General features: G+C 56.5%; 10 protein-coding genes and 3 pseudogenes. 7 read left to right on the top strand and 6 right to left on the bottom strand.

Features of this window, described 5'->3' with window-relative positions; translation table 11 throughout:
- From BLV27_RS19100 to BLV27_RS12645, 3 genes and pseudogenes are all read right to left on the bottom strand, one after another.
- Positions 1 to 156: pseudogene (locus BLV27_RS19100) on the bottom strand (IS3 family transposase); the annotation flags it as partial.
- A 164-nt stretch (positions 157 to 320) separates the two neighbouring features.
- Positions 321 to 2390, bottom strand: coding sequence for an FAD-binding oxidoreductase (locus BLV27_RS12650; RefSeq protein WP_092646514.1), 2070 nt, complete (start codon positions 2388 to 2390; stop codon positions 321 to 323).
- A 72-nt stretch (positions 2391 to 2462) separates the two neighbouring features.
- Positions 2463 to 3113 carry a glutathione S-transferase family protein gene (locus BLV27_RS12645; RefSeq protein ID WP_244504654.1) on the bottom strand — a complete coding sequence of 217 codons (651 nt, stop codon included), beginning with the start codon at positions 3111 to 3113 and terminating at the stop codon, positions 2463 to 2465.
- An 81-nt stretch (positions 3114 to 3194) separates the two neighbouring features.
- On the opposite strand from BLV27_RS12645, the gene BLV27_RS12640 reads away from it, so the two are divergent.
- Positions 3195 to 4091 carry a LysR family transcriptional regulator gene (locus tag BLV27_RS12640; protein ID WP_244504653.1) on the top strand — a complete coding sequence of 299 codons (897 nt, stop codon included), beginning with the start codon at positions 3195 to 3197 and terminating at the stop codon, positions 4089 to 4091.
- Positions 4092 to 4472: 381 nt separating this feature from the next.
- Here the strand turns inward: BLV27_RS12640 and BLV27_RS12635 are convergent, their stop codons facing one another.
- Positions 4473 to 4706, bottom strand: coding sequence for a DUF1127 domain-containing protein (locus BLV27_RS12635; protein WP_170831443.1), 234 nt, complete (start codon positions 4704 to 4706; stop codon positions 4473 to 4475).
- 55 nt (positions 4707 to 4761) lie between these two features.
- Entirely contained in the window at positions 4762 to 5292 is a 531-nt protein-coding gene (locus BLV27_RS12630; RefSeq protein ID WP_092646508.1) for an STAS domain-containing protein, read from the bottom strand.
- 558 nt (positions 5293 to 5850) lie between these two features.
- Between BLV27_RS12630 and BLV27_RS12625 the strand changes: the two genes are divergently transcribed.
- The 6 genes and pseudogenes from BLV27_RS12625 to BLV27_RS12600 all read left to right on the top strand — a co-directional run bounded on the left by BLV27_RS12625 (position 5851) and on the right by BLV27_RS12600 (position 12251).
- Complete coding sequence (locus BLV27_RS12625) at positions 5851 to 7269, top strand: bifunctional AfsR/SARP family transcriptional regulator/alpha/beta hydrolase (RefSeq protein ID WP_244504652.1); 1419 nt, start codon at positions 5851 to 5853, stop codon at positions 7267 to 7269.
- Between the two features lie 422 nt (positions 7270 to 7691).
- Positions 7692 to 8316, top strand: a pseudogene (locus tag BLV27_RS12620) (tyrosine-type recombinase/integrase).
- Between the two features lie 271 nt (positions 8317 to 8587).
- Positions 8588 to 9121, top strand: coding sequence for a hypothetical protein (locus BLV27_RS12615; protein WP_244504651.1), 534 nt, complete (start codon positions 8588 to 8590; stop codon positions 9119 to 9121).
- 9 nt (positions 9122 to 9130) lie between these two features.
- Positions 9131 to 9787 (top strand): hypothetical protein, encoded by a 657-nt coding sequence (locus BLV27_RS12610; protein ID WP_092646500.1) that lies wholly within the window; start codon positions 9131 to 9133, stop codon positions 9785 to 9787.
- Positions 9788 to 10365: 578 nt separating this feature from the next.
- Positions 10366 to 11514: a glycosyltransferase gene (locus BLV27_RS12605; RefSeq protein WP_092646498.1), complete on the top strand. Its 1149-nt coding sequence runs from the start codon at positions 10366 to 10368 to the stop codon at positions 11512 to 11514.
- A 103-nt stretch (positions 11515 to 11617) separates the two neighbouring features.
- Positions 11618 to 12251, top strand: a pseudogene (locus BLV27_RS12600) (tyrosine-type recombinase/integrase).
- A gap of 175 nt (positions 12252 to 12426) precedes the next feature.
- On the opposite strand, the gene BLV27_RS12595 reads toward BLV27_RS12600, so the two are convergent.
- Positions 12427 to 13389 (bottom strand): metallophosphoesterase, encoded by a 963-nt coding sequence (locus BLV27_RS12595; protein WP_092646496.1) that lies wholly within the window; start codon positions 13387 to 13389, stop codon positions 12427 to 12429.
- Between the last annotated feature and the right edge of the window lie 220 nt (positions 13390 to 13609).

Genomic DNA, 13609 nt, shown 5'->3' with positions numbered 1-13609 from the left:
CATTCCACCGTACTTCTTCTTCCAGCGATAATAGGTTTGTTCAGTCACGCTGATCTGACGGATCGCGTCAATCCGGGGCATGCCTTGCCCCTCCAAAACTTCAACCTGCCGTAATTTCACGACAATCTCTTCGGGCTTGGGTCTCTTAATCGCCATCTCGGGTCCTCAGCTGTCCTAACTATAGGGGCGGACCACTTCAAAGGGGGACGCTCAGGCCGTTCGTGATGGCGATGCGGACTTGGACCTCGGCGACTTGTCGGTCGAAGTCCCAGACCGTGGCAATGGTGGTCGTGACATGAGTAAGGTCCTTCATTGTTTGATTATAGGTCTAGGATGAGCTCTTCGGTATCTTTGGCGGGGACGGCGCAGCAGATCAGCACTTCGTCCTCGCCATGTTCGGCGGTCACTGGCGTGCGGTAGGCAACATTGCCGGACAGTTTTTTGGTGATGCAGCTCCCGCAAAATCCGCTACGACAAGAAAATGGGGGTGTGACCCCATGTGCTTCGGCTGTTTCCAGCAACGTAGCTTCGCCTTTTTCCCAATGCTGCTCATGGCCGGACTGCGCAAACTTCACGACCGCAGTGTCGGCTTCAGGTTCAGGTTCAAATGCTGTGACGCCCGCATCAGCACGGCGTTTGAGCGCTGCGGGACCAAAAGCCTCTGCGAAAATGCGCGCATCGCGGGCACCAAGATCGCGTATTGCGTCATACACGGCCTGCATAAACGGCGGCGGACCACATAGGAAAAAGTCGTAGTCATCAAAGGACAATTCGGCCCGGATCAGATCTGGGGTGATGTAACCCGTCGCGTCATAGTCCGTGCCTTGCACTTCGCCACCTCCGGGATGGCCAATGATCGACACATATTTGATCTTGCCGTCACTTTGGATTTCTGCTGCGCGGAACTCTTCCAAAAATGCCCGCTGATCGGTTGTTTGGGCGGCATGGAAAACCGTTAATGGCCTTGTGTAGCGTTTGCGCACGCTCTCGTTCAGCACGTGGCGTGTCATCGATATCATGGGGGTCACACCGACACCGCCCGCGAACAAAACAGCAGGACGTTTCCCTAGGGCGTCAATGTAGAACGCGCCTTTGGGAGCTTTTGCTTCGATCACATCACCAATTCTCAGAGTGTCGTGCAGGTGGTTTGACACTGCACCGCCTGGCTCACGTTTGACGGAGATGCGGTAGCCCTGATCAGCAGGGGCAGACGAAACTGTATAGGTACGTGTTTGCGGCTTGGCATTCTCGGGCGTGACATGAATTGTCAGAAATTGGCCTGCCTCAAAAGGCAACAAAGGTTGGCCGTCCTCCGAACCAAACGTGAATGAGCGAATAACACTGCTTTCATCTTTGATGGCGGTCACCTTCAGAGAACGCCACGCAGCACGTTCGGTCTCCATCTTTTGACGGGCTTCAGCTTGGTTCCAATTGTCGGCCATAAGGCTGTTGGGGGACCACTCGGTGAATTCTGCCCGGAACGGCAGGGCGTCACGGATGCGGATGCCGTGATCCAAAGTAAACCTCCAGCCATGCTCTGCTCCTTTGAAGCAGGCGATCTCACGCGCGTCTGCTTCAAACACTTCTGCTGTACCCGTTAGCATCAAGACATCACCCGTTGTGTAGTCGGGGAAAAGCAATCCTGCTTTGGGATTTACCAAGAAGTTCCCAAGCGTGTTGAAGAAGTTGTTGCCGGAAAAATCGGGAACGATGATTGCATTACCTTCAACTTTGACAAAGCCCGCCTGTCCGCCGCGATGAGACACATCAGCGCCCCGCGCTGTAGGGTTCTCGCCTGTGTCCGAGGAGCTGGCGACATAGAGGGAATTGGCCTGTGCGATGAAGGTTTGCGCTGCCGCGTCAAGCTGCGTGAACCGTTGCGTCGTTGTCCGGTCAATCTGCGCATTTGGACTGCGCACGAAATTAATGTCTTGCGTTTGAATGTACTGCGGGCAGTTACCGAAGGACTGCACGACATCAAGCGACACCCCACCATCGTTAACCGCACGCACAGTCGCGTTCATCCGGTTGCGACGACGCGTCGAAAGTTCGATCCCGACAAGCCCAACGGACGCACCTTGTTTCAGGTTCGCGGCTAACGGGTCATCGGCCAACGGCGTAGCATCAAGATCGAGACGCTTGTTATTAGGCGACGTGATAAAGTTCGGACCGCCCACGAGCATCGACGCCCAAGGCCATCCATCGCGATCTAGGCTACCCACAAGAATGAACGGGATTTTCTCGTAAAACTGACGGTGCTGGTCGGGCATGAAATGACGGATAGCGATCTTGCCAATGGCCTCCATTGCTTCGCGTTTACCGGCCCGCTCCTGCATCTCGCGCTCGCCTGAGTGGAACTGCGATGTAGTGATTGTTGACTGAGCATTCATGACGAACCTCAAAATTTGAACGATGGATAGAAGGCCCAACCGGGGGAAGGAACCGGTTGGGCCAGCGTTGGGTTAGGCCGCGTTTTCTGCGTTCAGACCCACGGGCGTTGACTGCATTGGGACAAAGCCATCGAGGGCTTCGATGTTGGTCAGCAACTGGCGCACTTTTGGGTATGGATCGAGCGAAACGTCGCCTTCCGGAGCGTGGGCCGTGTAGCTGTAGATGGCCACATCAGCGATCGTTGGTGCATCGCCGACCAACCAGTCACGTCCTTCAAGGTGTGCATCCAGCCTGCCAAGGACTTTGGCGGCTGTTTCATGAGCAAAGCCCTTGTCGAGCGGGGCTTTGAAGACATTGATCAGGCGCGCCGCTGCTGGACCAAAAGCAAGCTCGCCTGCTGCCAGGGTCAGGAACTTTTGCACTTCTGCTTCGCCAACTGGGTCATTGGGAATGTAGGAGGGGGCGTATTTGCGGGCGAGGTAAACCAGAATGGCGTTACTATCGCTGACAACCGTGTCGCCGTCTTCGATCATTGGAACCTGACCAGCAGGGTTCTTGGCAAGGTAATCTTCGGACTTGTGAGCACCACCACCAAGATCGACATTGATGACCTCATGATTGATGCCAGCAAGACCGGCAAAGAGCACCACACGGTGGGAGTGGCCAGAGAGAGGGAAGCTGTGAATACGAACTGCGTTGGGCATCTGAATTTCCTTTGTCATGAAGCCAGAGGACGTCTCCGGCGATGAAAAGAGATATCTTGAAGAGTATCGGGCGATAATATACCCAATCAGGGACTGTTTATGAACGTGATGTGGGTAATGGACATTATTGTGGGCATGAAGACGTTTGCTGCTGTTGCTGCGCATAAATCCTTTACGGAGGGTGCACAGCAGGTTGGCATCAGCACTAAGCTAGCCAGCAAATATGTCGGTCAGCTTGAAGAACGGCTGAATGCGCAACTGTTCAACCGGACCACGCGCAGCGTCACACTGACCGACACAGGGCGTTCTTACTACGATCGATGCTTGCCACTGATTGAACAATTCGATGAGTTGGAAGGGCTTGTGCAACAGCGTCAGACTGAACTTGCAGGGCGTATCCGAATTACCGCACCTACAGGATACGGATCTTCACAACTGGTTCACCTGCTGCAACCGTTTCAAGAGGCGCATCCGAAAGTATCAATCGAATTGCACCTCTCGGATCACCATGTGTCTTTGGTGGAAGAAGGTTATGACCTCGCGCTCCGGTTTGGGGTTTTGAAGGATTCCAGCCTTGTAGCGCGCAAACTGATGGACATGAGGATCATTTGCTGTGCATCGCCAGACTATCTTCAGAAGAATGGCCTGCCGAAAGAGCCCGCAGCGCTTTCGACCCACAATTGCCTTTTGCAATCATCGGCATCTCCGACCGATCATTGGGAATTCAACGGGGCGGGAGGTGTCTACACCGTCCCTGTTTCGGGCAACTTCCGGGCCAACTCACCGCTCGCGGTTGCGAATATGGCGGCGGAAGGCTTGGGCGTCGGGCGGGTGCCACTTTATACCGCACTGCCATTCCTCAAGGACGGGCGCCTTCAGGTTATTTTTGAAACCGAAGAGGCCAAAGTGGTGGGGCTTTATGCCGTTTACCCACCAAGTCGTCACTTAACAGGCCTCATTCGCGCCGTGATTGACCACCTTGCCGTGCAATTTTGATCCCCCCCAAAACGGACGCCATGTCGCCGCAACCCAAAGGGAGCGGTTCGCCAGGCCGGACATCGACTTACATGGGGTTGAAGTCCGTTAAGTCCCGCAACTTGGTCATAGGCCCTGTTGAGTCTGCTGCAGTTTGCAGCAATGTCCGCTTTTCATGCTGCGTTGCGATATGGGTTTCTCATCCCATGCGGAGACAGAGATGCCGCAGACGCAAACAGCAAATTTTGATTGGGTCTGCTTTGGGCTCAAAGCTGCCGTTCGCTGCCCGGAGCACCGAGGTCCGCTATGCGGACAAAGCGGACATTTGTTTCAGCGAAACAAACGACCGCTTTCAGTGACTGGATTAGAAGGCGGAAAGTACCATCAAGGGTAGATTTCCTTCTACCTTGGTGACGCCGAGCGATCAGTCAAAGCTGGTTCCCAAGCGGCGCGCCCGGCCTGCGCGCGGGTCAGTCCGATATCTTCCAACAAGTAATCGGGTAACTCGTGCAGTTGGCGATACTGCCGCTGGTTGCGCAAATGGGTGAAAACCGCCCTTGCGATCAGGCGGAACAGGTTGGAACTCGGGGTTCTCGGGGCCAGCGGAAAGGCTCGGACGAGGGTTGTAGTCAACATTATATGGGCTTTCTGTAGGGGGTCCGGATTTAAGGCCGGCCCTAGATTGAAGTGTTCAGGCTCCGGAAGGAGCCAATTTGGGGGCATGACTGCAATTGGCCGAAAATGAGGGCCGGTCGGTGCTGGGAAAGAGTGTGGGTGCTCGCGAAAAAGCCGCACCGATTGGCTTTGCCCGAACGCGCGAAGGGACGGTGCGACAGACCTTGGCGGAATTCGGCAGGTGATTGTCGTCGACAGATGCCTCACAGCTTGGCGTTATCGCGGAGATGGACGCTGCCCGGTCGCGATCGAACGTCAACAGATGGCCAAAGCTGGCCGATTTGAGGAACGCCTCGATCTGCGGTTGAGCGGCGCAGATACGCATTTGCCCGCGCCTGCCTTGCAACAGCTTGGCCGCAACGATCAGCCCGCGAATGCCGGCCCGTTTCAGCACGACAGAACCGGAAAGCTCCACGACAATGTTCCGCGTCCCGGCCCTGACTTGCGCTACCAATGCGTCGTAGAGCGGCCCGGCAGCCCGGGAATCGACGATCCCTTCGATCGTCACGACGACAACGTCGCCGAGCGTCTGAATGGAAATGTTCATGAAACTAGCTCCGACACAATTGGTCCCTGCCTGGTCCGGAAAGGCAAATGTGTACCGTGACCGGGGGTCGCCTGGCAGCACGCACGTATCTGGCCATTGTCCGGGGACAGCTTTATCGACATCGAGAGGCTCCTTTCTTGTGCATGGCCCTGCGCCCGAGCTGGGCGGGCCATCGTGTTCTCAATGTGCCGACATATTAGGCGCGACCGTTGTAAGGAGCGTTGTCAGCGTGGTGTGAATTCACCTGATCAAGCGTGGTAATTACGAAAATTGTCGCCACACACGAAATTTGTCTCTAAGAGGACGGATCACGGTTGCAACTTACGCGCCGCGAGATCCGCGTAGTGCGGACCTAGCAAAAGCTTCTGGCAATTGGCCGGAGCTGTGTCTCTCTTGTTTTCGTTCCCAAATTGAGATGGCGATATGCAACCGATCCAGATCTACGACACGGGCTCCAAACCGAACACATCTCTCAGGATCTCGCTACTAGGGGAGCTGAGCGTTAGGAAAGATGCAGTCGAAATTGCTCTTCCGGCGTCGCGGAAGGCACGGGCACTCTTGGGATTTCTGGTCGCCACGGCGCGTCCTCATCGGCGCGAGCGTCTGTGCGAAATGCTGTGGGATTTGCCCGATGACCCGAAAGCGGCGCTGCGCTGGTCACTGAGCAAGCTGCGCCAGGTCGTTGATAGTCCGGACCTTAAACGCATCGTCGCGGACAGAGAGCGCGTTTCGTTCAATATCGAGGACGTTGAGGTGGATATCGGCACGATCCACAAACGCTTGCGACAAAGGTCTGATAAATTGCCGATCGATGCCTTGGAAGCGATGGCTGCGCAGCTGGACAATGTGCTTTTGGACGGTCTCGACGCCGCAGGCAGTGATGAATTCAGATCATGGCTGATGGCCGAGCGTGAAGACGCCGCTGTGGCCCGCGTTAATGTAATCTGCCAACTGGCGACCCATCCCGACATGCCGTCCGTAAGCGCGCCAAAATGGAAACGCCTCTGGAACGACGTCGATCCCGAGGGTGCCGAAGCCTATTATACCGGGACCCCAGCGTCGGGTGCCCCCACGACACATCCCGCCATAGCTGTCGCGGCTACGACTAAGCCCGTTCCGGTCGAGGGCCTGCGGAACCAGCGGATCAGTTTCTGCGAGGCTCCCGACAAGACCAAGATCGCCATGGCAACCGTTGGGGAAGGACCACCCCTGCTCAAGGCGGCGAATTGGTTGACCCATCTCGAACTGGACTGGGCCAGCCCAATCTGGGGTAAATGCTTTTCCGAGATAGCGCGCAGGCGGACCTTCATCCGCTACGACGAGCGCGGCTGCGGCCTGTCTGACTGGAACGTGAAAGACCTCGGCTTCAACGCTTTTGTCGAAGATCTTGAAATCGTGGCGGACAAGCTGGGACTTGAACGGTTTCCCCTGCTCGGCATTTCGCAGGGCGCGGCAGTTTGTATCGAATTTGCCGTGCGCCACCCCGAGCGTGTGTCCGGCCTGATCCTGATCGGGGGCTATTCCGCCGGGTGGCAACACCTTGCCAGCCAAGAGGAACAAGCGCGTCGCGAAGCCGTGCGAAACCTTACGGCAGTCGGGTGGGGCACAGACAATTCGGCCTATCGGCATATCTTTTCGCACACCTTCATGCCGGACGCCAATGCGGATGATCTGGACTGGTTCGACGAGTTTCAGCGGCTGACAACTTCACCCCACAATGCGGCCCGTTTCCAAGACGCGTTCGGAGAGATCGACGTGCGGCACCGACTGTCAGAAATCCGCGCTCCGACGATCGTACTCCATTCCAAGGGCGACCAGCGAATCCCGCTGGACCAAGGCCGTGCTCTGGCGGCAGGCATACCGGACGCTCAGTTCGTGCCTCTGGACAGCCGCAATCATGTCTTGGTGGATTATGAGCCTGCTTGGAATGTCTGTATGCAGGCGATCAATTCCTTTCTGGAAGAATACGACATATGACTCCCGAGACCAACCAAATGACTCTGTGAAACCAATACGCGAACCCCTCGACATGTAGGTGGCACCGTTTGATTTCCGTGAGTAGCCTTCAGATCAGTGCTGCGGTCGGCTGCTGCCACCTGAGCCGGCAGAGCTCACGTCCTTGCCAGCGACCACTAGGCCGGATTGCGATTTGGCGAAGCCCGCCGGCGAAGCCTTACGGCCACTTTGGAAAAGAGCCAGACCTTACGGCGAAGCGAACCAAAGCAGACGTTCGTTGCATTGCCTAAGAAAGGTCTGTTGGGCTCGGAGCCGCCTTGCGGCGGTGCGGCATCATCGAATGGTACGGTGCTCCGAAACCTGTCGTTCCACTTTTCGCCTAGAATTCGACGGTCAACGCTGTGTTGACGCATGGAGCGGGAGGGACGGATTGAGGAAAGCTCATGTTGAAAACTCAACTCCCCGCAGTCAAACCGAAGCGTCGCCCTTGGAACAAGGGTAGGTTGATCGGCCAAAAGCGTCCATTGCTCCCAAAGCAGGTCTGGGCAATCCGCGCTCGCCTCGAACTGGCTGGCAACCTGCGCGATCTGGCGCTGTTCAACCTGGCGATAGGCAGCAAGCTGTGATCTGGTCCGGTTGAAGGTCGCCGATCTCGTTGTCGGAGACCGGGTGCGCAACCGCGTCACGATCATCCAAAGCAAAACAATCCGATCTGTATAGTTTGAGGTATCTGAAAACACGCGTGATTCCATCTGGAGCTGGGTTTGCAGCCCTGACATGCTGGGGTTCGCATTTCTGTTTCCAAGCCGACTACATGACAGAACCCATGTGTCGACCCGGCAATATGCGCGGCTCGTTCGTGACTGGGTATCGGCTATCGGTCTTGATCCGAGTGGCTACGGCACGCGTTCGCTCAGACGGAAAAAGGCCGCGGAGATATATCGCAAGACCGGCAACCTTCGCGCCGTGCAGCTTCTTCTTGGACATACCAAGGGGGATAGCACGGTGCGATACCTTGGTGTCGAGCTAGAAGACGCTCTTGGCATCGTTGAGCAGATTGACATCTAGACGACGGGCGAACGGCTCAATCAGCCGCTCGCCATTCAGGACCGGTCATAGATCAAAAGTCTGGTGGTCGACTGTTTTGAGCCCAAAGCGGCCGGTCTTTTGTGTTTCAGCGAGGGTCCGGTGTCTGGAAAGGAGATAGACGGATGTGCGGTAGAAATCACAGTTAGCGGTAAGTTCCCCCGGCCGGATCGCAAAACTCGGATCAATGCGCAGTCTTGCTGTCTCTAGATGCTGGCACCCGCAGTCTAATTTATCTTGTCTGCCACGCCATTTGCTCGATACTCTGCGGTTAAACCAAAACAACGGTTTTCCACGTACGGAGCTGGTCATGCCTCAGGTTTTGCAAATCGCTGCAATTTTGACGGCCACCCTTGGCACAGGCGCTGCAACCCTCTCGGTGATGAACGAGGATATCCCGGATCTCGCGGTGCCGGAAGGTGACTGGGCTGCGACAGGCGCGTTGGATGGGATCGCATTCCGAATATACGGTGAGGACCTGTCCAGTGGCGCAGAGCTGAAAGATGAGATCATATTTCGCGATGGTACGTTCTTATCGACCGATTGCGAAGAGTACTGCAACTTTGGCTGGTCTGACTATCAAACCAAGGAAATCAACGGGGTGGTCTACTTTACGACTACGGCGATCTGCCCAGATGCCCCGCACACCGTGGTGTGGTACGGAACGGTCAAGGGTGATGAGGTGGCGGTCGACGTCACCTGGACCACCCGTCGCTGGTACTGGACTAACCAGATCCCGATCCGGTCCACTGGCACTGTGATCCCGCCCGACGCGGTATCCGGCTGAGCCCCGCGCATGACGTCTAATGGGCTCACGTTGCCCGGCCTGATACTTAAGATCGGTATCCTGATCGGTTTCATCGTGCTGGCAACATGGGGCGTACACCTGATCCGTGACGCGCTGGACCTTCAGATCCGGCCCGACAATGAGCAGCAGGTCCACAAGGCCATCATGATCGGTGCTGTGGCCTATGTCGCGCTTCTTGCAATGCCGTTTGTGCCGGGGGCAGAGATCGGCATCGCGCTGCTCGCGGGTTTCGGCGCGGCGATTGCACCACTGATTTACGTCTGCACAATCGCCGCCATGATGCTGGCCTTCACGGTCGGACGGTTCCTGCCAATCAGCGCGCTGGAGCAGGTCCTGCAGGTCTTGAGGATGCGGCGTGCCGCCGCCCTGGTGGCCCGCGCCGCTCCATTGTCGAAAGACGAACGGGTCGCGATGCTTCTTGAAGGGCAGTCGAAACGCGTTCTTCGCCTTGCCCTAAGGTATAGGTATATCGCGATGGCGATCGCGGTGAATACGCCGGGCAACTCGATCATCGGCGGCGGTGGCGGCATTATGATCATTGCCGGCCTGAGCGGAATATTCACGCCAATTTCGACCTTTCTGACGGTTATTTTCGCTGTATCACCAGTGCCATTGGCTGTGATTTTTCTCGGCCTTCAATTCTGAGCTTCGTCCAACCGCAGTGTTTGTCGCGAGTTGGCGGCCATTCCATGCCGGACATTGGTCGCGTTCGGGCAACGTCCGCTTTGTCTGCATTACAGACCCCGGTGAAAGTCGCGGCGAAAGTCCGCTCCCCGCCCCCCGTATCGTCCGCAGCGAACGGCCCAGAACGGACACTCGCCGGGTGATCCAAAACAGCATCGCAGCATCACCGAACCGGCCATTCGTGCATCGCGCTGCAGATTCATGTGGCGATGGGTGGCAGCGGACAAAATGAGCTTACGCTGAGGATGCGCGATGGACCGCTTTTTAGTTCTGTCTAAAAACGGTCGTTTCTTCCAGGGACAGACACGTCGGGGATTAAGTCCCCAAGTGCAGCATTGGACTGAGATCGGAGAGCGATCGCAACGACATCCCCGAATGTGGCTCGAACTGTGCAGACGCGGTTCGGCAACCGATCGCCAGGGGCCATCGCACCCTGACCCATTGAGCGACAAAACTCTTCCGAGACAGCGCGGCAGAACTCGACTAGGCTCGAGCGATCGTCAAAACATCCAGGCTCGGCACCAGTTTAGGGATTTTCCGTGCGCATTCTTGTCACGACCAACAAGCTTTTGAGCCACTTCACCCCCATGCTGCCTTTTGCAAAGGGATTGCAGGCAAGAGGCCACGAAGTAAGGGTCGCGGCCCTCCCCGATCTTGGCGAGGAAATCGCCAAGCACGGCTTCGGTCACCTGGTCCTGAAAGGGCCGAGCGATGCGGAACGAGAGGCGGTGAACGAACGCGCCAAATGCGTGCCGCGCGAAAAAGCCGGAAAGTTCTTCATGTCCCACTTCTTCATGGGGGCTCTGGCGCGAAGCTTCCTGCCCGGATTGCTAGATGAATTGACCATCTGGCACCCAGACCTGATCCTGCGTGAATCCACCGAGTTCTCTGGGTTGATCGCGGCAGAAAAACTCGGCATCCGACATGCCCGTTTCGAGATTGTGAATGGCGAGTCCGAAGAATCCATCGCCACAAACTACACCGAGGAAATGGACGCGCTGCGATCCCTGATTTCTTTGGTGCCCACCGGCGGCGGCTATCTGAGGGATGAACCAGCCTTCAGCGCTCATCCAAAGGTTCTGGATGACACCCCCCGGATCAATGGCCAGGAGCCCTTCCGTTTCGGAACTTTCATACCGATCAAGGCCCCAACCACAGCGCGGCCCGAATGGTTGCCGCCCAGCGGCAGGCCCTTGGTCTACATGACCTTTGGCACCGTCACCGCCGGTGAAGACCTCACAAGACATGTCTATGCAGCCAGCGTCGATGCGGTTGCCGGTTTGCCCGTATCGGTCCTTCTGACCACAGGAAGAAACGCGCCGCACGACCTGATCCAGAGCGTACCCGACAATGTCGTCGTCCGAGAATTCGTCCCGCAGGCAGAGATATTCGAGCATGCAGAGCTCATGGTCTGCCATGGAGGTTCGGGCACTGTCCTGGGAGGGCTGGCTTCCGGTACGCCGATGGTCGTGGTTCCGCTCTTCGCCGATCAATCCGACAATGCCCGGTGTCTTGCGTCGGCAGGGTTGTGCATCCCTGTTTCGGGCGACGACATACCGTCGCTTCGGGCTGCGATCACAGATGGATTGGAAAACTGCGAAATGCGCAGACGCGCAATTCAGGCAGCCAATGACTTTGCCGCATTGCCGACTGTCGAAAACGCGCTCGACATTTTGGTTGGCGGATAGTCCTCCAAGCCGACCTCGGATGCAACGCAGCATTATGAGATATGATGTCTTGTCAACGTCGGGTTGTCGATGTGGGAGGGCGTGGTGGATCGGAGGATCCATCATGGAAACACCAAACTTACCCGCCATTCGCGCACTGCGCCCAGCCTGGAACAAAGGTCGGATCGTCGGCCAAAAAAGGCCGCTCAAGCCCAAATATGTCTGGGCCATAAGGGTGCGGCTGGAGCTAGCCGAGAACCATCGCGATCTGGCCCTTTTCAATCTTGCCATCGACAGCAAGCTGCGCGGCTGCGATCTGGTCAAAATATAGGTGGTCGATGTCATGGCGTCAGGCCAAATCAAGGAACGCGCGTCGGTTCTGCAGGGCAAGACCCAGAATCCTATGCGCTTCGAAATCTCAGAAGGTACGCGGGCATCGCTCGCGAGGTGGATGCGGGAGCCGCTCATGGTCGAATCCGAACACCTCTGGCCAGGTCCTTTTCACGAACGGCTTCACATCTCGACCCGCCAGTACGCGCGGGTTGTCCATGAGTGGGTGACATCAATTGGTCTGGAGGCCAGCGCATACGGCACGCACTCGATGCGGCGAACGAAGGTGACCCAAATCTAGAAGAAAACGGGCAACCTTCGGGCAGTGCAGCTTTTGTTGGGCCATACCAAGATGGACAGCACTGTCAGATACCTTGGCGTTGAGCTTGAAGATGCGCTGGTTATCGCCCGAAGCTATCGAAATCTAAAGGCATGGGCCGTCTTCACAGACGGTCCATAGCTGCCGTTCGTGCAGGTCGCGGCGAAGGTCCGGTCGAGCCCGAAGGAGACGATGAATTTGGCTAAACTGGCTTGCATGCTGAACTCGGTGTTGGCGCAGCGTTTGGTTATTTAGTGTATCTCGACGACTGCGCGCTTGCCGGATTACTTGAGCTCCGCCTCCGCATTAGAGATTAGTGATGTGATGCCTTCGCTCTCGGCCACGCTCGCATCAAGCAGGATCGGATCGCCAACAGCTTTGGTTAAGTTGCCTTCATCGTCGAAAGTTGCGGTCAATTCGCCCAGGAAAAGGCCGAAGGAGAATGTCTGCACCACGGCAACGCCATTCACCATCGTTGGATATGGCCCTACCGCGTTGGCAAAGGTGTTCGAAAGGTAGCTATGGGTGTGACCTCCAACGATCACATCGATGCCTACGATGCTCTCCGCCAATCTCTTATCAGCACTGTAGCCTAAGTGGCTGATCACAATGATTTTATTCACCCCTTCCGCTATCAGGTTGTCAACTTCGGCCTGCACCGCACCCGTCGCATCAAAGGTGACTACGTCTTCTGCGTAAGCGGCCGATGCTGTGGAACTCTCTAGCGTGACACCAATCAAACCCAACTTCTCGCCGCCACGCTCGATGATAGCCGATTTTCGCGTCCCTAGCGCCAAATGCGGGTTGCCAGAGAAATCGATATTCGCGACCAGGACCGGGAAATTCAGCCTGTCGATGAATTCGACGACAACATCCTCGCCGTAATCAAATTCATGATTACCCAAGGTCATAGCATCATAGGCTAGTCGGTTCATCAAGTTGGCAGTGAGTGAAACGTTAAGGTCGTAGGGGTTTTCGGGGCGTGGGAACTGGTCGCCAGCATCGAACAGTACTGAGTTTTCTGTGCGCTTCCGGGCCTCGTTGATCGCAGTCATCAAACGCGCTGAGCCGCCGTAGCAATTACCTGCGGCATTCTCCTCAGCAGGGCAATCGTGGTCCCACCGGTCGATACCCTCGAAGCTGGAGTGGAAATCATTGGTATGTAGGATGGTCAGCGAGTAATCCGCATGCGCTTCTACCATGCTGAGCAGCAACGCAACGACCGCTGCAGCAGTGCGAATCCTCATCTCCCCCCCTATTTGCAGTTTAACCACTCGCAGTGCGCTATTTCAAAGGCGGCCTCATGAAGCATTGATCTTGATCAATTTGAAGAACCAGCGGCGTGGCGATTCAACCTATTAACGTATGCGCACTCTTAAGTCCGAACGGCAGGTTTGTCCGCATTGCCGACGTTGGCGCGTGGTTCAGCGAATGGCTGCAAACCGCCCCTTGCGGCCATCCTTGCGA

Source organism: Jannaschia faecimaris (assembly GCF_900107415.1).
Lineage (GTDB): Bacteria > Pseudomonadota > Alphaproteobacteria > Rhodobacterales > Rhodobacteraceae > Jannaschia > Jannaschia faecimaris.
The sequence above is the reverse complement of the archived record's forward strand: the minus strand, read 5'-3'. Positions and strand labels throughout refer to the sequence as shown.

Coding starts and splice junctions, on each gene's coding strand:
- BLV27_RS12650 (WP_092646514.1), bottom strand. CDS start 2,390: ATGAATGCTCAGTCAACAATCACTACATCGCAGTTCCACTCAGGCGAG.
- BLV27_RS12645 (WP_244504654.1), bottom strand. CDS start 3,113: ATGACAAAGGAAATTCAGATGCCCAACGCAGTTCGTATTCACAGCTTC.
- BLV27_RS12640 (WP_244504653.1), top strand. CDS start 3,195: ATGAACGTGATGTGGGTAATGGACATTATTGTGGGCATGAAGACGTTT.
- BLV27_RS12635 (WP_170831443.1), bottom strand. CDS start 4,706: ATGTTGACTACAACCCTCGTCCGAGCCTTTCCGCTGGCCCCGAGAACC.
- BLV27_RS12630 (WP_092646508.1), bottom strand. CDS start 5,292: ATGAACATTTCCATTCAGACGCTCGGCGACGTTGTCGTCGTGACGATC.
- BLV27_RS12610 (WP_092646500.1), top strand. CDS start 9,131: ATGACGTCTAATGGGCTCACGTTGCCCGGCCTGATACTTAAGATCGGT.
- BLV27_RS12595 (WP_092646496.1), bottom strand. CDS start 13,389: ATGAGGATTCGCACTGCTGCAGCGGTCGTTGCGTTGCTGCTCAGCATG.